We start from the raw sequence: 24815 nt of genomic DNA on the forward strand, positions 1-24815 counted from the left end.
CATGTGACAGGTATCACCGCTCAGGTGTGACCCGCGATTTAGAGGCCCCCCGCAAGCAGCGATAACCTGCGAGACGGACATGCCGCGCGCTCGGACACCGTGTGCGCCTCCCTTGTGACACATGCGGACCGTCACGTTGCCCTTCGCGGCACGCCCACGCATCCAACGAACCGCGAGATCACTGATAGGGACGGAAGCGCGTGGACCTGTTCGAGTACCAGGCGAGGGACCTCTTCGCCAAGCACGATGTACCGGTGCTGGCCGGTGAAGTCATCGACACGCCTGAGGCGGCCCGCGCAGCCACCGAGCGTCTCGGTGGCAAGTCCGTCGTCAAGGCCCAGGTGAAGGTCGGCGGCCGTGGCAAGGCCGGTGGCGTGAAGCTCGCCGCCACCCCCGACGAGGCCGTCGCCCGCGCGACGGACATCCTCGGCATGGACATCAAGGGCCACACGGTCCACAAGGTGATGATCGCCGAGACGGCCCCGGAGATCCTGGAGGAGTACTACGTCTCCTTCCTCCTCGACCGTGCCAACCGCACCTTCCTCTCCATCGCCTCCGTCGAGGGCGGCATGGAGATCGAGGAGGTGGCGGCCACCCGCCCGGAGGCCGTCGCCAAGATCGCGATCGACGCCATCGACGGCGTGGACGAGGCCAAGGCCCAGGAGATCGTGGCCGCGGCGAAGTTCCCGGCCGAGGTCGCCGACAAGGTCGCCAACGTCCTGATCAAGCTGTGGGACACCTTCATCAAGTCGGACGCCCTCCTCGTCGAGGTCAACCCGCTCGCGAAGGTCGCCTCCGGTGAGGTCATCGCCCTCGACGGCAAGGTGTCGCTCGACGACAACGCCGAGTTCCGTCACCCCGAGTACGAGGAGCTCCACGACAAGGCCGCGGCCAACCCGCTCGAGGCCGCCGCCAAGGAGAAGAACCTCAACTACGTCAAGCTCGACGGCGAGGTCGGCATCATCGGCAACGGCGCGGGTCTCGTCATGAGCACCCTGGACGTCGTCGCCTACGCCGGTGAGAAGCACGGCAACGTCAAGCCGGCCAACTTCCTGGACATCGGCGGTGGCGCCTCCGCCCAGGTCATGGCCAACGGTCTCGAGATCATCCTCGGCGACCCGGACGTCAAGTCCGTCTTCGTCAACGTCTTCGGTGGCATCACCGCCTGTGACGAGGTCGCCAACGGCATCGTCCAGGCCCTGAAGCTCCTCGAGGACCGCGGCGAGAACGTCACCAAGCCGCTGGTCGTCCGCCTCGACGGCAACAACGCCGAGCTCGGCCGGCAGATCCTCACCGACGCCAACCACCCGCTGGTCCAGCGCGTCGACACCATGGACGGCGCGGCCGACAAGGCCGCCGAGCTGGCCCACGCCGCCAAGTAAGCACTCAGGACGAGGACACCAACACACCATGGCTATCTGGCTCAACAAGGACAGCAAGGTCATCGTCCAGGGCATGACCGGCGCCACCGGCATGAAGCACACCAAGCTCATGCTCGGTGACGGCACGAACGTCGTGGGCGGCGTCAACCCGCGCAAGGCGGGTCAGACCGTGGACTTCGACGGCACCGAGGTACCCGTCTTCGGGACCGTCAAGGAGGCCATCGAGAAGACCGGCGCCAACGTCTCCGTCATCTTCGTGCCGGAGAAGTTCACCAAGGACGCGGTCGTCGAGGCCATCGACGCCGAGATCCCGCTGGCCGTCGTGATCACCGAGGGCATCGCCGTGCACGACTCGGCGTCGTTCTGGGCGTACGCCGGCAAGAAGGGCAACAAGACCCGCATCATCGGCCCGAACTGCCCCGGCATCATCACCCCGGGCCAGTCGAACGTCGGCATCATCCCGGGCGACATCACCAAGCCGGGCCGCATCGGCCTGGTGTCGAAGTCCGGCACGCTGACGTACCAGATGATGTACGAGCTGCGTGACATCGGCTTCTCGACCGCCGTCGGCATCGGTGGCGACCCGATCATCGGCACCACGCACATCGACGCGCTCGCCGCGTTCGAGGCCGACCCCGAGACCGACCTGATCGTCATGATCGGTGAGATCGGTGGCGACGCCGAGGAGCGGGCCGCGGACTTCATCGCGAAGAACGTGACCAAGCCGGTCGTCGGCTACGTCGCGGGCTTCACCGCGCCCGAGGGCAAGACCATGGGTCACGCCGGCGCCATCGTCTCCGGTTCGTCGGGCACGGCCCAGGCGAAGAAGGAGGCCCTGGAGGCGGCGGGCGTCAAGGTCGGCAAGACGCCGACGGAGACGGCCAAGCTGGCTCGCGAGATCCTGGGCGGCTGAGCGTAGTTACGGCAGCTGGCTGAACGCCGGTGGGCCCGCTCCCCGCGTGGGGGCGGGCCCACCGGCGTTTCGCTCGCTACTCCCCAGGGGCGCGGGGCTGTGTCGATATGCGGCTACCGCCGCGTAGGCGCGACCGGCCACGACGTATCCGCAGCCGGCGAACGGCCGTAGTCGCAACGGCGGGTCGCCGCATCCCTCACCTGGTCTCCGGAACCAGCCTCACCGGACCGCTCGCGGTCTCTTCCCGCAGCTTCCTCCGCAGCTCAACCTCCCTCTCCGACAACGGCCCCGGCGCCACCTTGGGCGGTACGCCGAGCACCGTCTGCCCCGGAGGCACCGGCGGCTCGTACCGGGTCGGAGCCGTTCGCAGCGTGAGCGCCGTCGTGCCGATGAGGGTCACCGTGAACGCGATCGCCGCTCGGGTCCAGAAGCGGGCCCGGCGTTCGCTGCTGTCGCGGACCGTCGGCGGCTTGGCGGCGCGCAAGCGCTCCGCGGAGGCCAGTTCGGCCAGGCGGCGGTGGAGTTCCGTGGGGTCGGACAGGGCAGGGAGACGGTCGGCTACAGCGGCGCGGGCGTGCAGGAGGCGCCGCGCGGTCGCCGGAGTGCTCGCCTCCGACTCCGCCGCCGTCTCGGGCAGGTCGAGGCCCACACCGTCGTAGAGGAGAAGCGCGCGGCGCTGCGGCGGCGGGAGTTTGAGGAGTACGTCCAGCAGGGCGCGGTCGGACGCGTCGGCGGGCGGGGGTTCGGGGTGCCGGTAGCGGGGGCGGAACCGGTGCCAGGGGGAGAGGGCGAAGTCGTACGCCGTCGCCCGCACCCAGCCCGCCGGGTCCCGGTCGCGGGCCACCTCCGGCCAGCGCTGCCAGGCGAATTGGAAGGCCCGCTCGACCGACTCGCGGGCGAGTTCCCGGCGCCCGGTGAGCAGGTACGTCTGCCGTACGAGGGCGGGGGCGCAGAAGGCGTAGAGCGCGTCGAAGGCCTGGGCGGGGGTGAGGGGGCGCGTCGACTGCTGACGCCATGTCACCTCGGCTTCGCCCACGGCCTCCTGAGCCGCCGTCTGCGCTGCCAGCGAGCTGAGCAGTTGGGCGTACGCCTCCTTCCTGTGGCCGCGCGGTGTCGTACGTCCGTTCTCCCAAGCGCGTACCGTCTCGCGGCTGGCGCCCACCTGTGCCGCGACCTGAGCCTGCGTCAATGAAGCGGCCTCACGCAGGCGTCGGCGCTCCTCGGGCGGGGGGAGCGGGGTTGCAGAGGTCTGCGTCACCGGGCGCCCTTTCGTGCGAAAAAGTACATAAACATATATTGAGCGACACATCGGAGGTTCGCCCGTTACGACGGGAAAGCGCGTGTCGTTGGGAGCATGGCGGGCGTGATCGAAACGACCGCTCGTCGAACGTCCTCGTCGTCCCCGCACACGCGCATGCACGGCCGAACGCCCGGGCTGGCCGCCAGTCTCATGGCCGGTGCGGTGGCGGCGGGGCTGGGGCTGGGTGTGTTCGCGGTGCTGGTGATGGTGCTGTGGGTCAGTTCGCCGTATCCGGACAGCGGGCCGGGGAGTGCGCTGCAGATCGCCGCTGTGCTGTGGCTGCTGGCGCACGGCGCCGAACTGGTCCGCGTCGACACCCTCTCCGGCGTCCCCGCGCCGGTCGGTGTCACGCCGTTGCTGTTGTTCGTGCTACCGGTGCTGCTGGTGCACCGGGCGGCGCGGGACGCGGCGGCGGACGGGGGCGAGGGGGCGCCACTCGTGCCGGGGCGTACGGCGTGGGCCGGCGTCGTGCTCGGGTACCTCGGGGTCGGGGCGGCGGCCGTGGTGTACGCGGCGCGGGGGGATCTGCGGCCGGCGTGGTGGTGGGCCGGGGTGTGGGTGCCGGTGGTTGTGATGGTGGCGGCGGGGGTCGGGGTGTGGGCGGGGTGCGGTCGGCCGCCCGAGGTGGTGGAGAGGGTGCTGGTCGCGTTGCCGAGAAGGGTGCGGCGGCTGGTGCCCGGGGTGACGGCGCGGGCCCGGCTCGGTGTCGCCGGGCGGGCCGCGGGGGCCGGGGTCGCCGTGCTCGTCGGGGGCGGGGCGGTGCTGGTGGGCGGGTCGCTGGTGTGGCACGGCGCGGCGGCGCGGGCGTCCTTTCTGCAGCTGACGGAGGGCTGGTCGGGGCGGTTCGCGGTGCTGCTGCTGTGCGCGGCGCTCGTGCCGAACGCGGCGGTGTGGGCGGCGTCGTATGCCCTGGGGCCGGGGTTCGTGCTCGGGGCGGGGCATGTGGTGGGGCCGGTGTCCTCGGCGCCCGCGCCGTTGCTGCCGCCGTTTCCGTTGCTGGAGGCGGTGCCGGGGGCGGGGGTCTGGGGGCCGGTGCAGTGGGGGGTTGGGGCGGTGCCGGTTGTGGCGGGCGTGGTGGTGGGGTGGTTTGTGGCGAGGGTGGCGGTGGGCGGTGGGGATGGGGTGGTGGCTCGGGCGGGGGTTGGGGGATGAGGGGCAGAGTTCGGCGCAGGGTGCGACGGGGTTTCGGGCCCGGGGTGGGCGAGTGTCCGAGGGGGGTTGGCCCGGGGGTGGGGGAGTGGCTGAGGGAGGCCCGTCCAGGGGTGGGGGAGTGACTCAGGGAGTGCGGACCAAGGGCGGGCGGGGGCCCGAAGAAGGGTGGACCAAGGGCGGGCGGGCGTCTGCGGTGGGCGGGGCTCGGGCCGGGCGAGCGCAAGCGCCTGTTGTGGTCTGGTCGAGTGGGCGCACTGCGGTGGTTGCGGCGCAGGCTGCCGTGTTCTGCGGAGTCGCGTTCGCTGTGGTGGCTGCGCTGTCGGGTGGGCCGCTGGGGGTTGGGGTGCTGGCGCAGTTCGGGCCGGTGTGGTGGCAGGTGGGGGCGGCGACGCTGGGGTGGGTCCTGGTGACGGCGGTTCCTGTTGCTGTGGTGGTGCGGGCGTGGCGGTGGCGGGCGGCGGGGCGGGCTGCGGGGGAGAGGGGCGTGAGTGAGGCGCAGGGGGCGCGGATCGGGATCGGTAGGCCTCGGGTGGAGGTGTCCGGGGAGGGCGGCTCGGGTGTGGGGGGTGCCGGGGCGGCGGGTGGGGGTTCGGGTGTGGGCGGCTCGGGCGGTGTCGGTGGGCGCCGGTTGCGGGAGCGGTTGCCGTTGGTGGGCCGGTGGTGGTCGCGGGCGGGGGAGTCGGAGGCGGATGAGGGGGCGACTGCGGAATCGGGGTCGGGGCGCATGCTTTACGACCAGGACGCGCCCTACGTCGTGTTGGGGCAGGACCAGGCTGTTCCGCGTCACGGCGACGGTCGGGATGCTCGGTCTGCGGAGGACGACTCGGAGACGTGGAACGAGGCTCGCGACGAGGAGATCCCGTACGTGGAGTACGACCACGACACCACCTTCGAGCCGTACGACTTCCCGGCCAGCGAGCCGCCGCCCTCGTCCTCGCCGCTGCCCTTGCCCTCGTCCTCGTCCTCGTCCTCGTCCTGGCACGATGACGCCTCCCGTGCGGAGCGTTGGGCGGCGATGAAGGAGGCGTCGGAGCCGTCGGATGCGCTTGAGGACTCGGAGTCGTCGGGCGCCAGTGGGGACGCGGATTCAGCGGACGCCCTCGAGGACTCGGATGCGGTCGGCGCCCTTGAGAAGCCGGATTCACCCGGCGACGCCTCTGAGGACACGGCATCCCAGCAGCAGTGACTTGCGGGGGAACCGTGGCGGAGCCGCCGATGGATTCCTCGCCCCCGCCGCCCCTACCCGTCCCATCCTCCAGGGGCTCTGCCCCTTCGACCCCGGTCCGTGGGAGTCTGCGGCCCCCAGACCCCCGCTTCGGCCCTGAAGGGGCCTCGTCCTCAAACGCCGGACGGGCTGAGAGATACGGGCCGGCGTGGAGAGGTGCCTCGCGCCCTGGAACGGGCTGAAGATGCCGGTCGACGTTGGGGAGTGGCTGCCGGTGGTGTGTGGCGAAGCCCCGTGCGGGTGGGCGGGGGCAGGGATGGCTGCACTCGGCCTCGAACGCCGGATGGCTGAGTAACGCGGACCGGCAGCGAGAACCGAGCCGCCTCGTCCTCAAACCCCGCGACTCAGCCCGCGTTCCCCAAAACCCCCCGCAACTCCTCGGGCAAAAGCTCATTGCACGACTGCTTGGCCTCGTTGGTCAGCGCATCACTCGTGCAGGTGTAGTAGTCGCTGTACACCACCTGTGCCGTGAACCCCGCCGCCACCACCGCGAGCGCGAGGGACGCCGTGACGAGCCCGCTCACCGCTGCGGTCGTCTGGGGGCGGCCCGTGTGCTGGGGGGTCGGGGTGTTCGGGTCGGGGGTGCGGGGCTTGGTGCGGAGGCTGCTGATGCCCCAGTAGAGGGACAGCGCGCCCAGCAGCAGGGCCACGTACGGCCAGCTGAAGAGGGCGAAGAAGAAGGCCCACATGCCGGACAGCAGGGCGTAGCGCGCGCGGCGCTGGGCTGGGTCGGTGGGGTCCCAGCGCATGCCCGTGCCGGGGCCGCCTCCGCCGGGGCCGTCCTGGCCGCCGCGGGGGCGGTCGCCGAAGCCGCCGGGGGAGCGGCCCGGCTGGCGGTCGCTCCACTGGTTGCCCCAGGGCGAGTGGCCGCCGCCCTCGCCCGATCCCTGCGAGCCGTCCTCGCCGGCGGGGCGACGCGGCTGCCACGGGCGGTCCGGCGTGCCCTCCGGCGGCGGTGCGAAGGGGTTGTCCTCCCGCGGCCGACCGCCACGCCCCAGGCCGCCGTCCTGCGCCTGGCCGCCACGCCCGTCGTTGTCCCGAGCCTGGCCGCCCCGCTCGTCGCCGTTCTGACCGCCCGAGGGTGCGTCGGGCGGTGAGGCGGGGCGCTCGCGCAGCAGCATGCCGCTGTGCTCCCTCCCCTGCACGGGCTGCGGGGGGAGCATGTGGAGTCGCAGACTGCGGTCCGGCATCAAGTGAGCGTCTTCCCCTTGTGGATACGGCTGGATACGGCTGACACGGCTGTGGGACCGGCCGGCTACGACAGTCGGCCCTGGCTGTCCCGCGTGGAGCTGTCACTTCGTGAACGCACCGCACACCGACCGCGTTCCCGAGCCCGCTCCCCGCAGACGCTACCTTCCGGCCGTGCCCCCGTCCCATGGGGGCCGCCCGGTGTGCCGGTATCGTTGCTGACGGTCGGCTGCTTCGTAGACTTCCCCGTATCCCGGGGCGCGATGCATTCGTATGAACGTACAGGCCGTCTGCGGGCAAGGTGCAGACCGTCGACGTCCGTACCCGCCGGCCGCACGAAGAACGCACCCCCGAGAAAGGGCCCCACCGTGGCCGCCAAGCCCGTGGCCGAGCGTCCCAGGCGCCTCGTCGTGCTGGTCTCCGGATCCGGCACGAATCTGCAGGCGCTCCTCGACGAGATCGCCGCCGTCGGCACCGAGGCGTACGGCGCCGAGATCGTCGCCGTCGGCGCCGACCGGGAGAACATCGAGGGGCTGGCGCGGGCCGAGCGCGCCGGGCTGCCGACCTTCGTGCGGAAGGTCAAGGACTACGGCAGCCGGGAGGAGTGGGACGCCGCCCTCGCCGAGGCCGTGGCCTCGTACGAACCCGACCTCGTCGTCTCCGCCGGGTTCATGAAGATCGTGGGCAAGGAGTTCCTGGCACGGTTCGGCGGGCGGCTCGTCAATACGCACCCCGCCCTGCTCCCCAGTTTTCCCGGCGCCCATGGCGTCCGTGACGCTCTCGCGTACGGCGCCAAGGTCACGGGCTGCACCGTCCACTTCGTCGACGACGGCGTCGACACCGGACCGATCATCGCTCAGGGCGTGGTCGAGGTCCGGGACGAGGACGACGAGAGCGCTCTGCACGAGCGCATCAAGGAAGTCGAGCGAAGGCTGCTCGTCGAGGTCGTGGGGCGGCTCGCCCGCAACGGCTATCGCATTGAGGGACGAAAGGTAGTTATCCAGTGACCGCCACCGCCGAGAGCAACAAGCGGGCCATCCGTCGCGCGCTCGTCAGCGTCTACGACAAGACCGGCCTCGAAGACCTCGCGCGCGGGCTGCACGAGGCGGGCGTGGAGCTTGTCTCCACCGGCTCCACCGCGGGCCGTATCGCCGCCGCCGGCGTCCCCGTCACCAAGGTCGAGGAGCTCACCGGCTTCCCCGAGTGCCTGGACGGCCGCGTCAAGACGCTGCACCCGCGCGTGCACGCGGGCATCCTCGCCGACCTGCGCCTGGAGGACCACCAGCGGCAGCTGCAGGAACTGGGTGTCGAGCCGTTCGACCTCGTCGTCGTCAACCTCTACCCGTTCCGGGAGACCGTCGCGTCCGGCGCCTCCCCCGACGAGTGCGTCGAGCAGATCGACATCGGCGGTCCGTCGATGGTGCGCGCCGCCGCCAAGAACCACCCGTCCGTCGCGGTCGTCACCAGCCCCGCCCGTTACGCCGACGTGCTGGCGGCCGTGCAGAGCGGCGGCTTCGACCTCGCCACCCGCAAGCGGCTCGCGGCCGAGGCCTTCCAGCACACGGCGGCGTACGACGTGGCCGTCGCGAGCTGGTTCGCCTCCTCCTACGCCCCCGTCGACGAGTCGCAGTTCCCCGACTTCCTCGGCGCCACCTGGGAGCGCGAGAACACCCTCCGGTACGGCGAGAACCCGCACCAGCCCGCCGCCCTCTACACCGACGGCAGCGGCGGCGGCCTCGCCAAGGCCGAGCAGCTGCACGGCAAGGAGATGTCGTACAACAACTACACGGACACGGACGCCGCCCGCCGTGCCGCGTACGACCACGCCGAGCCCTGTGTCGCGATCATCAAGCACGCCAACCCCTGCGGCATCGCGATCGGCACGGACGTCGCCGAGGCGCACCGCAAGGCGCACGCCTGTGACCCGCTGTCGGCGTTCGGCGGCGTGATCGCCGTCAACCGGCCGGTCAGCAAGGAGATGGCCGAGCAGGTCGCCGAGATCTTCACCGAGGTCATCGTCGCGCCCGACTACGAGGACGGCGCGCTGGAGGCCCTCACCAAGAAGAAGAACATCCGCGTGCTGCGCTGCCCCGAGGGCCCGGGCAACCCCGTCGAGGTCAAGCCCGTCGACGGCGGCGTCCTCCTCCAGGTCACCGACCGCCTCCAGGCCGACGGCGACGACCCCGCCAACTGGACCCTCGCCACGGGTGAGGCACTCGGCGCCGCGGAGCTCGCCGAGCTCGCCTTCGCCTGGAAGGCCTGCCGGGCCGTCAAGTCCAACGCCATCCTCCTCGCCAAGGACGGTGCCTCGGTCGGCGTAGGCATGGGTCAGGTCAACCGCGTCGACTCCGCGAAGCTCGCGGTGGAGCGCGCCGGTGCCGAGCGCGCCCAGGGCTCGTACGCCGCCTCGGACGCCTTCTTCCCCTTCCCGGACGGCCTGGAGATCCTCACCGAGGCCGGCGTCAAGGCCGTGGTCCAGCCCGGCGGCTCGGTCCGCGACGAGCTGGTGGTCGAGGCCGCGAAGAAGGCGGGCGTGACCATGTACTTCACGGGCACGCGGCACTTCTTCCACTGACGGCAGCGACACCCTGGCGGCGCTACGTCGAACTGCGCAGCGCCGCCCAGGTGTTGGGACCCACCTGACCGTCCACCTCAAGCCCCTTGGCGCTCTGGAACTGCTTGACCGCGGTCTCGGTGTCCCGGCCGAACTCGCCGTCCACGCCCGCGCCGCCGACGCTGTAGCCGCGCCGGGTGAGCATGCACTGCACCTGGACGACGCGTTGGCCCTTGTCGCCGTAGTCGGTGAGCTCGCTGCCGGAGTAGTACGTGCACTGCGAGATCCACGGCGGAGTGGCGGGGGTGGTGGCCGTCTTGGTGGGTGTGGCGACTGGGGCGCTGCCGCCACCGCCGCCACCGGGTTCGTTGCCGTCGGACGAGTCGGACGTTTCGTCGCCGGGTGCGGCCTGCGTTCCGCCCGCACCGACTGCGGAGGCGTCCGGGCTCTCCGACGCCTCGGCCTTCTCCGTTCCCGGCGTGGACTTGTCCTTCCCCTTCTTCTCCTTCTCCTTGGCGCTGGAGGGCGACGCGGAAGAACTGGGGACGGCAGAGGCCCGTGCGTCGCCGGCCGTGGCGCCGCCGGCTGCCGTCGGTGCCGCCGAGGCCGTCTCGTCGAAGGACGGGCGGGTGAGGAAGAAGGCGCCCGCGGCCACGGCGCACACGGCGAGGCCCGCGGCCACGGCCAAGTACGTCTTCCGCTTCCTCCGGCTGCCGCCGCCCTCGGGAACCGGGGTCTGTGCGGGGGTGTCGTACCGCGCCGGAGGCATCGGCGGCGTAGGAGACCCGAAGGCGGGGCCGGGGCCGGGGCCGGGGCCGGGGGCGGGGGACGCCGCGGGCTCCGCCGGAGCACGCAGCTGGACCGTCTCCTGGACGGAGACCTGTTCCAGTACGTCGCACGCCTGCCGTCGGGCGAGCAGCCGGGCGTCCAGCGGCTCGTGCCAGGAGGCCGCGCGGCTGTGACCGGAGGCCGTGGCGGCGTCGAGGAGCTGCCGCGGGGTGGGGCGCCCGGCGGGGTCCTTGGCGAGGCAGGCGGACAGCAGGGCGGCCAACGCGGGGTCCACGGCGGAGAGCCCGGCCATGACCTCCGGCTTGGGCTCCTCGAACGCGACCCGGTGCATCACGTCGACGCCCGTGCCGTCCCCGAAGGGGGCGTGCCCGGTGGCCGCGTAGATCAGGCTCCCGGCGAGCGAGAAGACGTCGGACGCGGTGTCGCAGGTGCCCTCGCGCAGATACTCGGGCGCCATGAAGGCGGGCGTGCCGACGCGGCTGCCCGTCGAGGTGATCGCGCTGCTGTCGGCGAGCTGCGCGATGCCGAAGTCGATGACGTACGCGCCCTGCAGGGACAGGATCACGTTGGACGGCTTGAGATCCCGGTGCACGACACCGGCGGCGGCCAGCGCCGACAGGGCCTGCCCGAGCTCCGCCACCAGCCGCCACACCCCGGCCGCCCCGAGCGTGCCGCACTCGCGGACGGCGTCGGCGAGGTTGAGACCGGGCAGGTACTGCGTCGCCATCCACAGCAGCGAGTCGTCGAACCCGGTGCCGAGCAGGTCCGGCGTGCGCGGCGTGTGCACCTGTGCGTGCACGGCGGCCTCCCGCTCGAAACGCCGCCGGAACCGGGGGTCCTCGGCGTACTCCGGGCGGATCACCTTGACGGCGGCGAGGCCGGGGGTGCTGTCGGCGGGGCGCGCGAGGTAGACGTGGCCCATACCACCGCTGCCGAGCAGGCCGAGGGGTACGTAGGGGCCGATCCGCGTCGGGTCCGTGGACCGCAGCGCGCTCGCCCCTGCCTGCCGCAGTGCGGCGTCCCCGGACGCCGGAACGTCCGGCGGCGTCGGCTGTTGGTCTGACATGGGTCCCCCGGTGTGCTGCCTTCTCACAACGTGCGCTCGTGTCACGCCAGTTGCGCAAGAGGCTACCGTCCCGGGGGGAACGTGGGTGCGGCCTCCGACCCTCCCCCGAGGGAGCCGGAGGCCGCGCCCGGGTTCCCGGCGCGGGTCAGCAGGTGCGCAGACCCGGGATCGCCCCGTAGTTCACGCCCCCGGACACCTTGTTGGCCGGGAACCAGCCCCAACCGCCGTTGCTGACGTTCGTGTCGGCCTGGGTCCAGAGCCACCAGTCGTTGCGGGCGTCGCCGACCGGCGGGTTCTCCTGGCCCGGGAACTTCTTCTGGCAGACGAACCAGTTGTCGCCCGCGTTCAGCCAGCCCGCGACGTTGCCGTTGAACATCACGTTGCCGCCCTGGTAGTTGTGGCAGTAGCGGGAGTTGTTCGGCCCGCTGCCCCAGCAGCCGTTCGGTGCCGCGGAGGCCGCCGCCGGCGTCAGGGCGATCGCCCCCGTGGCGAGTACCGCCGCCGCGCCCAGCGAGGCGAGCATGCGCTTCATGGTCGGTGTCCTTCCGGTCTTGCCACCCCCGTTGGTGGACACGACCACGGTGGCGCCGACGGCACACGCGCGGAACCTCAGACCTCTCAGGGTCACTTCTTGCCGGGCGGCGTGTACTCCTTGAGGTAGTGGGCGACGCGGGCGGCGTAGTCGCGGTACTTCGGGGGAACCCCGCCCGCGTCGTTCACCACCTTGGTCGACGTCCGGTACGCGGCCGCCAGCAGCACCCGACGGTCGCCGGACAGGCCGGTCTGATGGAGGCGCGGTTCCATGTAGCAGAGGTAGCGGCCCACGGCCGGGATGGACTCGGCCGGCGTGAGGGGAGGCTTGGGGGTCTCCTCCGCCGGGACGCCGTCCGCGCGGATCCACCAGCGCAGCAGGCTCGGCGTCCAGCGCGCGATGCCGTACTCGCCCTCCTCGCCCACGGACGGGTCGGAGAGGTCGGGGTCGAAGTTGCTCTCCGCCTTCAGCAGGGCCGCGATCAACGCCGGGGTGACCTCCGGCTGTACGCAGTCGTGGGCGGCGTCGACGATCAGCCGGCGGTAGGCCACCGGGATGCCCTTGTCGGTACGGAGTTCGGCGGCGCCGTACGTGGCGGCCGTGACCTTCGTGGTCCCGCCGGACCGGGGCGCGCCCGCGCCTCCGTCCGCGCCGTTGTCCACCCAGGCGCTGACGCCGTAGCCGAGCGCGGCCACCGCCACCACGGCGGTCGCGGCGGCCAGCGTCGTCGTACGGCGGGAGCGGCGGCGGGGGCGGAGGGCCCGCGGCAGGCGCGGCGAGCGGGCGGTGCCGGCCGCGGCCTCCACGCGGCGCAGCAGCTCCTGGGTGCCGATCCGGTCGGCGTGCGTACGGGTCAGACAGTCCCGCACGATCTCCCGCCAGGCGTCCGGGAGTTCGGGCGACAGCCGCAGGTCGTCGGTGCCGCGGGCGTAGGCGGCGGCCGCGTCGCGGCGGGCCGTCGGGGTGGCGCCGGGCAGCGGGAAGGAGCCGGTCAGGAGGAGATGTGCCAGCACACCGAAGGCCCACACGTCCGCCGACGGGCGGATACGGCGGCCCCGCTCACCGATCTCCGACCAGAGCAGCTCCGGCGGCGTGTAGTCGGGCGTCGAGAAGGCGGGCGTGTACGCGTGCGTGCCCTCCAGCTCCGCCGCCATGTTGAAGTCGGCGAGCCGGGCCGAACCGTCCCGCATCAGCAGCACATTGGCCGGTTTCAGATCCCCGTGCACCCAGCCGGCGTGGTGCAGCTGCGCCAGCCCCGCACAGATCTGCGCGAGCAGGGCGGGGCCGGCGGCGGGCCGGGGCTCGGCGGCGAGCAGGGCGGACAGGGAGCCCTCCGCCTTCTCCAGTACGAGGACGGTGGCGCCGTCGAGGGCGGGGCGGGCCGGGTCGTCGACGGTGAGGGTGTCGTACATCCGGATCAGCCGCGGCTGCTTCAGTCGGCGGTGCAACTCGACCTCGCGGTCGACGAGTTCGCGCAGGTGGGTGAGTTGGCGGGGGGTGCCGGTGCCGGTGGGCAGGAACTTCAGGGCGGCCGTACGGGGCAGGTCCGAGCCGTCCGTGCGCCTCCCCTCGTACACACTCCCGAAGGCTCCCGTGGCGATCGGCTCCCGCACCTCCCACACGCCCACCCGGTAGCCCTTCGGCACGGGCACGGCGTACGGCTCGGTCACCGGGCCACCCGGCCGGACGCCGGGGCGGAAGCAGACGGCTCGCTCAGCACGACGAGGTCGTCCTCCCGGACCAGGTCGAAGCGCAGGGCCAGCGAGACCAGGGACTCCTTCTTGCCGTTGAGCCGGGGCCCCGTGTCGGCCGTCTCCGGACCGGGTTTCAGGCGCAGCTTCACGGCGAGGTAGTCGATGTTCCACTGGACGGACGTGCGCGAGGCGGCGGGCCAGGTGGGGCGCAGGCGGTCCACGACCTGGTCGACCGTGGGCAGCGGGGCGTGCGGCTCACCGCGCAGGCGGGGCTCGCACAGGGCGGCCAGGACCGCGAAGTAGCGCTTCGTACGGTCCACGGAGAAGGCGGGCGCGGTGGTGGCACCGTCCAGACCCCCGTCGGCGGTGAGGTAGTCGTGGCGCGGTGCCCACACCTCGATCGGCAGCAGGTCACCGGCCGCCGGCAGCACGATCCGCGAGAACTCGAAGGGGATCGGCGCGTCCAGCCGCCCCGGCCCGACCTTGATGTGCTCGCCCGCGCCTTCCGGGTTCTCCACGACGTACGTCTGTTCCCGGCTGAGGTTGCTCAGTATCCAGAAGGCGCCCTGCGCGGTGATCTCACCCGCTCTGCGGGACACCCCGTCGTGCGCGATCGCGAGGTCGTTGTCGGAAACGGAACGCCCGAAGCCGAGCCGCTCGCCGGGCGCCAGCCGGATCTGGGTGGGCCGGGTCTCGTCCTCCGTGGTCGGCGGAGGTACCACGATGATGCTGTACAAGGTGCGTCTCCCCGTGCCTGACGGCTACCCACGTCAGGGTAGGGCGACGCAGCGGGGCCGTGTCCCCCTCGTACGGGTGAGACACGGCCCTCGGCTGTTATTGGCGTGAAGTGAGCCCCCTCTGCGGGGCTTCCTCAGTAGCGCGGGCGGTTGAACCAGGCGGAGGCCTGGCTGTTGACCATCGAGGCGAGGATGATGCCGGCGATGGCGAGGGAGATCAGCCCGCCGAAGGTGGCGGAGCCCGATCCTCCGGCCACGATGTTGTAGATGCTGCCGAGGATCATCAGCGACGCGTACACGATCGTCGTGATGCGGATGCCGCTGCCGCCGTTCTTGAACTTCACGCCCAGGAAGATGGACAGCGCGCCCAAGCCGACCAGGAGGGCCGCGACCAGGAATCCGAGACCGGCCAGGGCGTCGGTGTCGTCACCCGAGCCGACGCCGTTGGAGACGTCCTGCAGGGCGCCGATGGCGACACCGGTGATGATGCCGAACAGGATGTCGAAGCCGGCGAGGATGAAGAGGAAGACGCGCGCGGTCTTCATCAGGCCGGGCATCTCCATCGGCATCATGTTCCCGCCCGGGTAGCCGGGGTAGGCAGGCTGACCCTGCGGATAGCCGTACGCGGGCGGCTGCTGGGGAGCGGCGCCCTGCGGGTAGCCGTAGCCGGGCTGGGCCGGCGGCTGCTGGGGCGGGTAGCCGGGCTGGCCCTGGGGCGGCGGGCCGTAAGGGTTGTTCGGGTCGCCGAAACTCATGGCGGTCTTTCCTCCGTTGTCCGAGTGCGGGGACGCGCGGCACGGTTCGGAGGAAGGTCTTCGATGCGGTTTGTCCCCCCGGTACTGCCCGCGGCACTGCGGTCACATCGTTCTTTAGTCTGCTCTTACTTGTCCAGCCGCATTCCCTATGTGTTGTGCAAGTGCAACATCGCTGATCATGAGGGGATACGGGGGGAGATACGGCGGCCAAGGCCACAGGATGCGCGGTCGAGACCGCAGGAGACCCGGATTGGAACCCGGAGGGCGTCATCCGGGAGGATGGGAGCCATGACCGCCCAGATTCTCGATGGCAAGGCCACCGCAGCCGCGATCAAGTCCGATCTGACCGCCCGCGTGGCGGCGCTGAAGGAGAAGGGCGTCACGCCCGGCCTCGGCACGATCCTCGTCGGGGACGACCCCGGCAGCCAGAAGTACGTCGCCGGCAAGCACCGCGACTGCGCCCAGGTCGGCATCGCCTCCATCCAGCGCGAACTGCCGGCCACGGCGACCCAGGAGGAGATCGAGGCGGTCGTCCGCGAACTGAACGAGGACCCCGCCTGCACCGGTTACATCGTCCAGCTCCCGCTGCCCAAGGGCATCGACGAGAACCGGATCCTGGAGCTCATGGACCCGGACAAGGACGCCGACGGGCTGCACCCCATGAACCTGGGACGCCTCGTGCTGAACGAGCCCGCCCCGCTGCCCTGCACCCCGAACGGCGTCCTCACCCTCCTGCGCCAGTACGGCGTCGAGATCAAGGGCGCCGAGGTCGTGGTCGTCGGCCGCGGTGTCACCATCGGCCGCCCGATGCCGCTGCTGCTGACCCGGCGCAGCGAGAACGCGACCGTGACCCAGTGCCACACCGGGACGCGTGACCTGGCGGCGCACCTGCGGCGCGCGGACATCATCATCGCGGCCGCGGGCTCCGCCCATCTGATCCGCCCCGAGGACGTGAAGCCGGGCGCGGCCGTCCTCGACGTCGGTGTCTCGCGCAACGCCGAGGGCAAGATCGTGGGCGATGTCCACCCCGGCGTCGCCGAGGTGGCCGGCTGGATCTCCCCGAACCCCGGTGGCGTGGGCCCGATGACCCGGGCGCAGCTGCTGGTCAACGTGGTCGAGGCGGCGGAGCGCAGTGTCGGCTGAGAAGGCCGCCGGCAGGGCGGAGAACACTGCCGAGGCGGAGGAGATCGAGGTCCGGGACCCGGTGAGCGCGCCGGACGCGGAGGGCGTGCCCCGGCGCACCACCCGCCGCTTCCCGCTGTTCACACGGGACACCGCCCGCCCCGAGGGCGGCGGCCGGGCCGCAGCCGGTGACGCGCCCGCGCCCGCCCGGCAGTGGCCCGTCCTCCTCGTCCTCGGCCTGGTCGGCATCGGCCTGCTGATCACCGCGCTCGACGTCTTCCGCGCCGGCACGCTGGTGATCGGCGGCGCCCTGCTGGCCGGCGCGGCGCTGCGGTGGCTCCTGCCCAGCGTCGGCATGCTCGCCGTACGGTCGCGCTTCACGGACATAGTGACGTACGGCGTGCTGGGCCTCGTGATCGTGCTGCTGGCGCTGATGGCGCAGCCGGATCCGCTGCTGAAGATCCCGTTCCTGAAGGACGCGCTGCACTTCACCGTGGACAGCTGACGCCCTGATCGCAGACGGCGGCCCGCCCTCTCCCCCGAGGAAGGACGGACCGCCGTCTGCGTCAACCCTCGTGCACGGTGAAGGAGCTGTTCAACGCCTGTCAGCGCGCTGTGGCACGGAGGTGACCGTTCCGCTACGTCGGTCCGCCGCGCCGGTCGGGGATCTCCGCCCCGAACCTCCGTCGGGAACCGATGAGCGGTCCCGTGTCGTCACCTGATCGGATCTGGTTCGGAGGTGAGCGATGGGTGCCTGGCAGCCGCTGCCCGACGATCTGCCGCCGGAGGTGCGGCACTTCGTGGAGCAGTTGCGGCAGCTCAAGGACCGCACGGGCCTGAGCCTGGTCGCGCTGGGCGCGCGCACGGCGTACAGCAAGTCCTCCTGGCAGCGTTACCTCAACGCCACCCAGCCCCCGCCCCGGCAGGCGGTCGTCGCGCTGTGCCGGGTCGCCGGGGTCGGGAAGGAGGAGGCGGAGCGCTTCGGGGTGCGGTGGGAACTGGCCGTGCAGGCGTGGCCGAAGCCGGCGGCGTCGGCGCAGGCGGCGGTGAACTCGGACGGTACCGGCGAGAGCCAGGGATCTCACGAGGTACCCGAGGAGCACGAGGCGTACGAGGACGATCCCACCCTTCCCTGGTGGGACGCGCCGCCGGAGGCGCCGGAGGCGCCGTCGCGCCGTTTGCTGGTGGTCGCGGTCGTGCTGGTCGTGGTGCTGGTGCTGACGGGAGTGATCGGGACTGTCGCGCTGGGGTGAGCCGGGTGAGACCGGTGAGACGAGCGTGCCGGACTTGCCCGAATAGATCGCCTGTGACGCAGGAGATCGCTTATGTGCTTTCTGTGTGTCGATGTGTTGACAAGTTCGCGGATTTGCGAGGAAGTCGTCCAACAGGCGGGCTAGCGTGGTCGATCGGGACGGTCCGGGGCGTCCCGTGTGTGCTGTAAGGGCTTACTGCCAGGGTTGTGTCGGCCGGCGAGGGGAGCCGGTGGAACACTGGACGCGACCCGATGGGCGTGCAACGGTGCATGCCCACGGTCCCGACGCTCCCGTGCGCCCCCACCCCGGGAACTGAGATCCTTACTGGGCGCATCCCTGTGGGTAGCCAGAACGGGGACTCGGCAGAGGGCACCACGCGCGGGGGAACGCGAGAAACACCAGCACGAACCGGGGGGAAGAGGGGGGAAGCAATGCCTCGTTGGAGGGCCTTGCCGGATGAACTCGATCCGCAGGTCAGGGAGTTCGCGAGCCAGTTGCGGCGGCTCGTGGACCGCAGCGGTCTGAGCATCGCGGCGCTGGCCGACCGTACGGGATACAGCAAGACGTCCTGGGAGCGGTATCTGAACGGGCGGCTGCTCGCGCCCAAGGGCGCGATCGTGGCGCTCGCGGAGGTCACCGGGACCAATCCGATCCACCTGACCACGATGTGGGAGCTCGCCGAACGGGCGTGGAGCCGTTCGGAGATGCGCCACGACATGACCATGGAGGCCATCCGGATCTCCCAGGCGCGAGCCGCGCTGAGCGAGTTCGGGGCGCCGCCTGCGAGCGCCAAGGGGAGCGGGAAGGCGGGCCGGACCGCACGCAGGAGCGGCAGCGCGACGGCGGCGCCCACGCCGGGCGTTGCCGGGCCGGCGGGCGTGGCCCCGACGGTGCCGCCTGCGGTGCCGGTGCAGCCTACGGCGCCGGAGGTGCGGGACTCGGCGGTTCGGGATTCCTCGGTACAGGACTCCGTGGTGCGGGACTCCGCGGTGCGGGGTTCCGCGGGGGGTGACGTCCGGGAGGGCGGTTCCTCGGGGAGTTCCGGGGGCAACTCGTGGGGCGTCGCGGGGTATCGGGGTCCGGCGCCGTCTGGTGGTCGTACGGCGGGGGCGGCGCCCTCGGCAGCGTCCGGTGCGTCCGCGACGTCCGGGGCATCCGAGGGGTCGGGAGCGTCCGGAGCGTCCGGCGCGGCGTCGGGGTGGTCGCCCGGGGCGCCCAATCCGTACGGCGAGCCTCCGCAGGGGCCCCGTCCGCGACGCGGGTCCTCCTCCGGCGGCAATGGCAAGCGGCGGCTGACGATGTTCCTCGCGGGTCTCGTCGGTGTGCTGGTCGTGATCGCGGCGGTGTTCTACCTCACCGACGGCGGCAGCGGGAAGAAGGGTGAGGACGCGGCCAAGTCGCCCTCGCCCTCCGCGACGACCGACGCCGATCTGCCGGCCGGGGTGAAGTGCAGCGGTGACTCCTGCACCGGCAAGGACGCGGAGAGCATGGGCTGCAGCGGGGACCTGGTGACCACCGCCAAGACCGCGACCGTCGGCACGGCCGTGGTCGAGGTGCGCTACAGCGCGAAGTGTGGTGCGGCGTGGGGGCGGATCACGCAGGCCGCGCAGGGGGACGAGGTGGTGGTGACGGTCGGCAAGACGAAGCAGACCGGGACGATCACTGTTGCCGGGGACACGATCGCGTACACGCCGATGGTGGCCGTGAAGGACGCGGGCGAGGCGACGGCTTGCGCGACGCTCGCGGCGGGGCAGGAGGGGTGTACTCCGTAGGGGCGGGGGGTGGGGTTTGCCCGCCCGCCCAGCCGACTCGGTCTCTCAAGAGGCTGAGCGCGAAAAGACCCTGGGGCTCCGCCCCGGACCCCGCCGATGCTTCGCACGCGCCGCGGGGGCTTACGCCGAGTGCGCGACCAACGGCCGCCGGGGGCTGGTCGCGCAGTTCCCCGCGCCCCTTCGGGACGACTCCGGACCGTCCCTTTGAGCCCGTCCGGCGTTTGAGGACGAGGCCCCTTCAGGGCCGACGGGGGTCCAGGGGGCGGAGCCCCTTCAGGATGGGACGGGTAGGGGCGGCGGGGGCGGAAAAAGAATTCGGCGGGGCAGGAATGGGCGTCGGCAAAGTGGGCACGCGCACCGTACCCCCACGGGAGTCCGGCAATCGGTACCCCCACCCGGCGGCCGCCCAAGTCCCCCTCTCCCGGACCGGGCGGCCGCCCCTTTTGCGCCAGTGATCGTCTTTCTGTGGGACGGGCCACACGGACCCGGCCGTGCGAGATCCCGGATGCGCGATAGCCTGACGGGTGGATCTCTTGACGCCAAGAGATCGATCATCTCTTCGTCCCGCACCCCGGGGCAGGGACGCCCCACCGCCAGCTGTCATACGGAGAACGCCATGACCCGCACTCCCGTGAACGTCACCGTCACCGGCGCGGCCGGCCAGATCGGCTACGCCCTGCTCTTCCGCATCGCCTCCGGCCAGCTGCTCGGCGCGGATGTTCCGGTCAAGCTGCGTCTGCTCGAGATCACCCCGGCCCTCAAGGCCGCCGAGGGCACCGCCATGGAGCTCGACGACTGCGCGTTCCCGCTCCTCCAGGGCATCGACATCACCGACGACCCGAACGTCGCCTTCGACGGCGCCAACGTCGCCCTCCTCGTCGGCGCCCGCCCCCGCACCAAGGGCATGGAGCGCGGTGACCTCCTCGAGGCCAACGGCGGCATCTTCAAGCCGCAGGGCCAGGCCATCAACGCCCACGCCGCGGACGACATCAAGGTCCTCGTCGTCGGCAACCCGGCCAACACCAACGCCCTCATCGCGCAGGCCGCCGCGCCCGACGTACCGGCCGAGCGGTTCACCGCGATGACCCGCCTGGACCACAACCGCGCGCTGACCCAGCTCGCGAAGAAGACGGGCTCGACCGTCTCCGACATCAAGCGGCTCACCATCTGGGGCAACCACTCCGCCACCCAGTACCCGGACATCTTCCACGCCACCATCGCTGGCAAGAACGCCGCCGAGGTCGTCAACGACGAGAAGTGGCTCGCCGAGGACTTCATCCCGACCGTGGCCAAGCGCGGCGCGGCGATCATCGAGGCCCGCGGCGCCTCCTCCGCGGCCTCCGCCGCCAACGCCGCCATCGACCACGTGTACAGCTGGGTCAACGGCACCGCCGACGGTGACTGGGTCTCCATGGGTATCCCGTCCGACGGTTCGTACGGCGTGCCGGAGGGCCTCATCTCCTCCTTCCCCGTCACCACCAAGGACGGCAAGTACAAGATCGTCCAGGGCCTGGAGATCAACGAGTTCTCCCGCGCCCGTATCGACGCCTCCGTCAAGGAGCTCGAGGAGGAGCGCGAGGCGGTCCGTTCCCTCGGCCTCATCTGAGCCGCCGTCATAAGGCGTTCTCCACGGTTCTGTCACAAACCTGCGCAGGCCCCGTTCCGGTTCCTTCCGGGACGGGGCCTGCGGCCGTTTTCGCCGCTAGCGTCGGAAGTGGTAACCATCAGGTGATTCGGGGGACTTGCCATGAGCGGATGGGACGGCAAACACGGGCCGAGCGAGGAGAGAGGGCAGGCCGCCTGGACCGCGGAGGAGCCCGCGCAGGAGCCGGTCACCCCGCCGTCGTGGGCCTCGGCCCAGACACAGACCTTCTCGACGCCCCCGTACACATCGGCCCCCGTTCCCGTTCTCACCCCCACCCCGCCCTCACCGGCCCCACCTCGCGCCCGCCGCCTCCTGCTGGTCCTCGTCGCCGCGGCCGTCTTCGGCGCGGGCGTCGGCACCGGCGTCTGGTACCTCATCCGCGACGACTCGACCGCCACCGGGGCGGCCCAGGTACCGAGCGTCGCCGTCACCACCCCGTCGGCATCCACCCTCACCTCTCCCTCCGTGACACCTTCCCCCTCCGCGACGCCCTCCCCGTCCACGGGATACCGCCGCGCCCAGGACCCCGTCGGCTACACGCTCCACGTCCCCGACGGCTGGCTCCGCACCCAGAAGCAGGGGGAGAAGGCCCCGGTGGTCCACTATGACTCCCCGGCCGACGGCCGCAGCCTGCAGATCTTCGCCCTCGCGGAGGACACCCCGGCCGAGTCCCTCGACCTCGCCGAGAACGACCCCGGCTACGGCTTCGCGCACCAGCCCGGCTACCAGGTCCTCGACCGGACCTCGGACGGCACCGGCGCCACCTGGTCCGAGCTCTCGTACCGCTACGACGACGCGGACAACGGCCCCCGCCAGGTCATCGACCACCGCTTCCGCGCCGCCGACGGCACGCTCTTCGCGATCCGCTCCAGCGGCCCGGAGGACCTGGACCCGGACCTGGTCCGCGCGCCGCTCGACATGGCGCTCGACTCCTTCTGCCCGGCGGGCAGTTCGTGCACCTGAGGTCCCGTCACCCCGCGGGCTCCTTCGCGGTGCGGGGCGTGGTCGCCGAGTGGTCAGTCGGTGGCGGTGGCGGTTCCGCTGACCGTGGCGCCGGCGTCCAGGCGTTTCTCGAACCAGTGGCCGCCGTAGACGTCGTCGTTGTAGGCGGGGATCTCGGTGTAGCCGCACGCCCGGTACATCGCCTGCGCCTCGGTGAGCACGGCGTGGGTGTCGAGGCGTACGACGGTCAAGTGCCGTGCGGAAGCCTCCTGTTCGAGCGCGGTGAGCAGACGGCGGGCGAGGCCGAGGCGGCGGGCGTCGGGGTGCACCCAGACGTGGCGGATCTCGCCGACGCCGGGTTCCAGGCGGCGTAGCGCCCCGCAGCCCACGGGGCGGCCCTCCTCGTGCGCGACGAAGAACGCGCCGGCGTCGCCGGACACCTCCTCCGGCCGGACGAGCCAGGTCTTGTCGTACCCCTCGGGGAACCGCTCGTCGATGTCGGCCGCGTATGCGTCGAGGCAGGCCCGGGCGTCCGGTGCGGCGCCGTCGACCAGGTCGACGGTGATGCCCGCGAGGCGCAGGAGGCGCTGTGCGGTGGCCATCGCCTCGGTCAGTTCGGTGCGCTGAGGTTCGCTGAGGCCTTCCAGCAGCCCTGCGACGACCGCGCCCGCCCGACGGTTCTGCTCCTTCACCTCCACCCGCCCGGCCGGGGTCAACTCGATCATCCGCAGCCGGTTGTCCCGCGGGTGCGCACTCAGCCGGACCATGCCCTGGGCCTCCAGCGCCTTCGCCATCCGGCTCAGATACCCGGCGTCCAGGCCGAGCCGGCTCCTGAGCTCCCGCAGGGACGCGCCGGCCGGGAACTCGGAGATCTCGAAGAGCAGCCGGGCCTCGCCGAGCGGGCGGTCCTGGCCGAGGTAGTGGTCGTCCAGTACGCCGATGCGGCGCGTGAAGTAACGGTTGAAGCGGCGGAAGGCCGTCACGTGCTCCGTCGATACTGGCTCCATATTTCTTTGACTTTAGTCAAAGGTCTTGCCACCGTCCATGGTCCCCTGTCGCTTTTGCGGGTCGCCGCCTATCGTTTTGTCCCCTTTGTTCTCATGTGCAGTGACACAGCGCACTTTCCGTCACGGTTCGCGCATGCATCCGGAGGCGGGGGGCAGGCGCACTCGGTCCCATGGGTGACACGTGTGTGACACAGGGGCTCTGAACAGGAACGGAAGGCAACACCGATCATGGCGGAAACCACCGAACTCACGGCGCGCAGCACCATCCACGTGGGAGGGGAGTGGCGTGCGGCCGGCTCCGGCGCGACGCGCGACATCCTCGACCCCGCGGACGCGACGCCGTTCGCCGTGGTCGCGGAGGGTGACGAGAAGGACACCGATCTGGCGGTAGCGGCCGCCCACCGCGCCTTCGACGGAGGCCAGGGGGAGTGGCCGCGTACGCCCGTCGCCGAGCGTGCCGCCCTGCTGCGCCGCGTCGCCGACCTGCTCGTGCGCGACCGCGAGAAGCTCGGCCTGCTGGAGAGCCGCGACGCCGGCAAGACGGTCGAGGAGGGCCGCGTCGACATCGACTGCGTCGCCGACGCCTTCCGCTACTTCGCCGACCTCGTCGCCGGTGAGGCACCGGGCCGGGTCGTCGACGCGGGCTCGTCCGACATCCACAGCGTCGTCGTCCACGAGCCGGTCGGCGTCTGCGCGCTGATCACGCCCTGGAACTACCCCCTCCTCCAGGCCAGTTGGAAGATCGCGCCCGCGCTCGCCGCCGGGAACACCTTCGTCGTCAAGCCCAGCGAGATCACGCCGATGACGACCATCGCGCTCATCGAGCTGCTGGTCGAGGCCGGGCTGCCCGCCGGGGTCGCCAACATCGTCACCGGGCCCGGCCACTCCGTCGGCGCCCGTCTCGCCGAGCACCCCGACGTCGACCTCGTCTCCTTCACCGGCGGCCTGGTCAGCGGCACCAAGGTGGCCCAGGCCGCCGCGCCCACCGTCAAGAAGGTCGCCCTCGAACTCGGCGGCAAGAACCCCAACGTCGTCTTCGCCGACGCCTGCGCCACCGACGAGGCCTTCGACACCGCCGTCGACCAGGCCCTCAACGCCGCCTTCATCCACAGCGGCCAGGTCTGCTCGGCGGGCGCCCGCCTCATCGTCGAGGAATCCGTCCGGGACCGCTTCGTGGCCGAACTCGCCCGCCGGGCCCAGAAGATCCGCCTCGGCCGCGGCACCGCCGACGGCGTCGAGTGCGGACCGCTCGTCTCCGAGCAGCAGCGCGCCAAGGTCGAGGCGTACGTCGACTCCGCGCTCAAGGAGGGCGCGGTGCTGCGCTCCGGCGGCAAGCGGCCCGAGCCGTCCCCGGAGCGGCCGGTGAACGGCTACTTCTACGAGCCGACCGTGCTCGACCACTGCCACCGCGAGATGAAGGTCGTACGGGAGGAGGTCTTCGGGCCGGTCCTCACCGTCGAGACCTTCCGCACGGAGGACGAGGCCGTCGCCCTCGCCAACGACACCGAGTACGGACTCGCCGGCGCCGTCTGGACCGCCGACGCGGGCCGGGCCCGGCGCGTCGCGGGCCGCCTGCGCCACGGCACCGTCTGGATCAACGACTTCCACCCCTACCTGCCGCAGGCGGAGTGGGGCGGCTTCGGTAAGAGCGGAGTGGGCCGCGAACTCGGCCCCGCCGGACTCGCCGAGTACCGCGAGACCAAGCACGTCTACCAGAACCTCGCGCCCAAGCCGGTGCGCTGGTTCGCGGGCTGACACCCCCCGACCCCCACTCGAGTCAGCCCTGA

Annotated in this window: 20 protein-coding genes and 1 pseudogene; 13 read left to right on the forward strand and 8 right to left on the reverse strand. The window is 71.8% G+C overall.

Going from position 1 to position 24815, the window contains the following annotated elements:
* The first annotated feature begins 200 nt into the window (after nucleotides 1-200).
* On the forward strand, nucleotides 201-1382 hold the full coding sequence (gene sucC, locus ACQEV2_RS25940) for an ADP-forming succinate--CoA ligase subunit beta (protein ID WP_433046050.1): 1182 nt from the start codon (nucleotides 201-203) through the stop codon (nucleotides 1380-1382).
* Between the two features lie 28 nt (nucleotides 1383-1410).
* Nucleotides 1411-2295 carry a succinate--CoA ligase subunit alpha gene (gene sucD / locus ACQEV2_RS25945; RefSeq protein WP_062151071.1) on the forward strand — a complete coding sequence of 295 codons (885 nt, stop codon included), beginning with the start codon at nucleotides 1411-1413 and terminating at the stop codon, nucleotides 2293-2295.
* A 196-nt stretch (nucleotides 2296-2491) separates the two neighbouring features.
* Here sucD and ACQEV2_RS25950 read toward each other — a convergent pair whose 3' ends face one another.
* Complete coding sequence (locus ACQEV2_RS25950) at nucleotides 2492-3553, reverse strand: helix-turn-helix domain-containing protein (RefSeq protein ID WP_433046054.1); 1062 nt, start codon at nucleotides 3551-3553, stop codon at nucleotides 2492-2494.
* Between the two features lie 96 nt (nucleotides 3554-3649).
* On the opposite strand from ACQEV2_RS25950, the pseudogene ACQEV2_RS25955 reads away from it, so the two are divergent.
* Nucleotides 3650-4717 (forward strand): annotated as a pseudogene (locus ACQEV2_RS25955) (cell division protein PerM); the annotation flags it as partial.
* Nucleotides 4713-5933 carry a cell division protein PerM gene (locus tag ACQEV2_RS25960; protein WP_433046057.1) on the forward strand — a complete coding sequence of 407 codons (1221 nt, stop codon included), beginning with the start codon at nucleotides 4713-4715 and terminating at the stop codon, nucleotides 5931-5933. The pseudogene ACQEV2_RS25955 and the gene ACQEV2_RS25960, both read left to right, overlap by 5 nt.
* A 383-nt stretch (nucleotides 5934-6316) precedes the next feature.
* Here the strand turns inward: ACQEV2_RS25960 and ACQEV2_RS25965 are convergent, their stop codons facing one another.
* Nucleotides 6317-7162, reverse strand: a complete 846-nt coding sequence (locus ACQEV2_RS25965) for a hypothetical protein (protein WP_433046060.1) — start codon at nucleotides 7160-7162, stop codon at nucleotides 6317-6319.
* A 366-nt stretch (nucleotides 7163-7528) separates the two neighbouring features.
* On the opposite strand from ACQEV2_RS25965, the gene purN reads away from it, so the two are divergent.
* Complete coding sequence (gene purN / locus ACQEV2_RS25970) at nucleotides 7529-8167, forward strand: phosphoribosylglycinamide formyltransferase (protein WP_433046063.1); 639 nt, start codon at nucleotides 7529-7531, stop codon at nucleotides 8165-8167.
* Nucleotides 8164-9735: a bifunctional phosphoribosylaminoimidazolecarboxamide formyltransferase/IMP cyclohydrolase gene (gene purH / locus ACQEV2_RS25975; RefSeq protein WP_433046067.1), complete on the forward strand. Its 1572-nt coding sequence runs from the start codon at nucleotides 8164-8166 to the stop codon at nucleotides 9733-9735. The genes purN and purH overlap by 4 nt, the downstream gene beginning before the upstream one ends.
* A gap of 22 nt (nucleotides 9736-9757) precedes the next feature.
* Here purH and ACQEV2_RS25980 read toward each other — a convergent pair whose 3' ends face one another.
* From ACQEV2_RS25980 to ACQEV2_RS26000, 5 genes are all read right to left on the reverse strand, one after another.
* The gene (locus ACQEV2_RS25980) at nucleotides 9758-11569 is read right to left on the reverse strand and encodes a protein kinase domain-containing protein (RefSeq protein WP_433046070.1); all 1812 of its coding nucleotides are present in this window, start codon (nucleotides 11567-11569) and stop codon (nucleotides 9758-9760) included.
* A 145-nt stretch (nucleotides 11570-11714) separates the two neighbouring features.
* Nucleotides 11715-12101, reverse strand: coding sequence for a hypothetical protein (locus ACQEV2_RS25985; RefSeq protein WP_433046073.1), 387 nt, complete (start codon nucleotides 12099-12101; stop codon nucleotides 11715-11717).
* Nucleotides 12102-12193: 92 nt separating this feature from the next.
* On the reverse strand, nucleotides 12194-13771 hold the full coding sequence (locus ACQEV2_RS25990; protein ID WP_433046076.1) for a protein kinase domain-containing protein: 1578 nt from the start codon (nucleotides 13769-13771) through the stop codon (nucleotides 12194-12196).
* Complete coding sequence (locus tag ACQEV2_RS25995; RefSeq protein WP_433046079.1) at nucleotides 13768-14532, reverse strand: FHA domain-containing protein; 765 nt, start codon at nucleotides 14530-14532, stop codon at nucleotides 13768-13770. Before ACQEV2_RS25995 ends, ACQEV2_RS25990 begins: the two co-directional genes overlap by 4 nt.
* Before the next feature lie 134 nt (nucleotides 14533-14666).
* Nucleotides 14667-15287 carry a hypothetical protein gene (locus ACQEV2_RS26000; RefSeq protein WP_433046082.1) on the reverse strand — a complete coding sequence of 207 codons (621 nt, stop codon included), beginning with the start codon at nucleotides 15285-15287 and terminating at the stop codon, nucleotides 14667-14669.
* A gap of 288 nt (nucleotides 15288-15575) precedes the next feature.
* Here ACQEV2_RS26000 and ACQEV2_RS26005 point away from each other — a divergent pair, with 288 nt between their 5' ends.
* The 6 genes from ACQEV2_RS26005 to ACQEV2_RS26030 all read left to right on the forward strand — a co-directional run bounded on the left by ACQEV2_RS26005 (nucleotide 15576) and on the right by ACQEV2_RS26030 (nucleotide 22042).
* Complete coding sequence (locus tag ACQEV2_RS26005) at nucleotides 15576-16430, forward strand: bifunctional methylenetetrahydrofolate dehydrogenase/methenyltetrahydrofolate cyclohydrolase (protein WP_433046085.1); 855 nt, start codon at nucleotides 15576-15578, stop codon at nucleotides 16428-16430.
* Entirely contained in the window at nucleotides 16420-16914 is a 495-nt protein-coding gene (locus ACQEV2_RS26010; RefSeq protein WP_433046088.1) for a DUF3017 domain-containing protein, read from the forward strand. Before ACQEV2_RS26005 ends, ACQEV2_RS26010 begins: the two co-directional genes overlap by 11 nt.
* A gap of 241 nt (nucleotides 16915-17155) precedes the next feature.
* On the forward strand, nucleotides 17156-17662 hold the full coding sequence (locus ACQEV2_RS26015) for a helix-turn-helix domain-containing protein (protein ID WP_433046091.1): 507 nt from the start codon (nucleotides 17156-17158) through the stop codon (nucleotides 17660-17662).
* A 449-nt stretch (nucleotides 17663-18111) separates the two neighbouring features.
* The gene (locus ACQEV2_RS26020; RefSeq protein WP_433046094.1) at nucleotides 18112-19434 is read left to right on the forward strand and encodes a DUF2690 domain-containing protein; all 1323 of its coding nucleotides are present in this window, start codon (nucleotides 18112-18114) and stop codon (nucleotides 19432-19434) included.
* Between the two features lie 616 nt (nucleotides 19435-20050).
* Complete coding sequence (locus ACQEV2_RS26025) at nucleotides 20051-21040, forward strand: malate dehydrogenase (protein ID WP_433046097.1); 990 nt, start codon at nucleotides 20051-20053, stop codon at nucleotides 21038-21040.
* Between the two features lie 141 nt (nucleotides 21041-21181).
* Nucleotides 21182-22042: a hypothetical protein gene (locus tag ACQEV2_RS26030; protein WP_433046100.1), complete on the forward strand. Its 861-nt coding sequence runs from the start codon at nucleotides 21182-21184 to the stop codon at nucleotides 22040-22042.
* Nucleotides 22043-22095: 53 nt separating this feature from the next.
* On the opposite strand, the gene ACQEV2_RS26035 is transcribed toward ACQEV2_RS26030, so the two are convergent.
* Nucleotides 22096-23028 carry a bifunctional helix-turn-helix transcriptional regulator/GNAT family N-acetyltransferase gene (locus ACQEV2_RS26035; protein ID WP_433046103.1) on the reverse strand — a complete coding sequence of 311 codons (933 nt, stop codon included), beginning with the start codon at nucleotides 23026-23028 and terminating at the stop codon, nucleotides 22096-22098.
* A gap of 228 nt (nucleotides 23029-23256) precedes the next feature.
* On the opposite strand from ACQEV2_RS26035, the gene ACQEV2_RS26040 reads away from it, so the two are divergent.
* Nucleotides 23257-24783: an aldehyde dehydrogenase family protein gene (locus ACQEV2_RS26040; protein WP_433046106.1), complete on the forward strand. Its 1527-nt coding sequence runs from the start codon at nucleotides 23257-23259 to the stop codon at nucleotides 24781-24783.
* Nucleotides 24784-24815: the final 32 nt, after the last annotated feature.

Origin of the sequence: Streptomyces sp. CA-251387 (genome assembly GCF_050936625.1) — a bacterium.
In the GTDB taxonomy this organism is placed as follows: domain Bacteria; phylum Actinomycetota; class Actinomycetes; order Streptomycetales; family Streptomycetaceae; genus Streptomyces.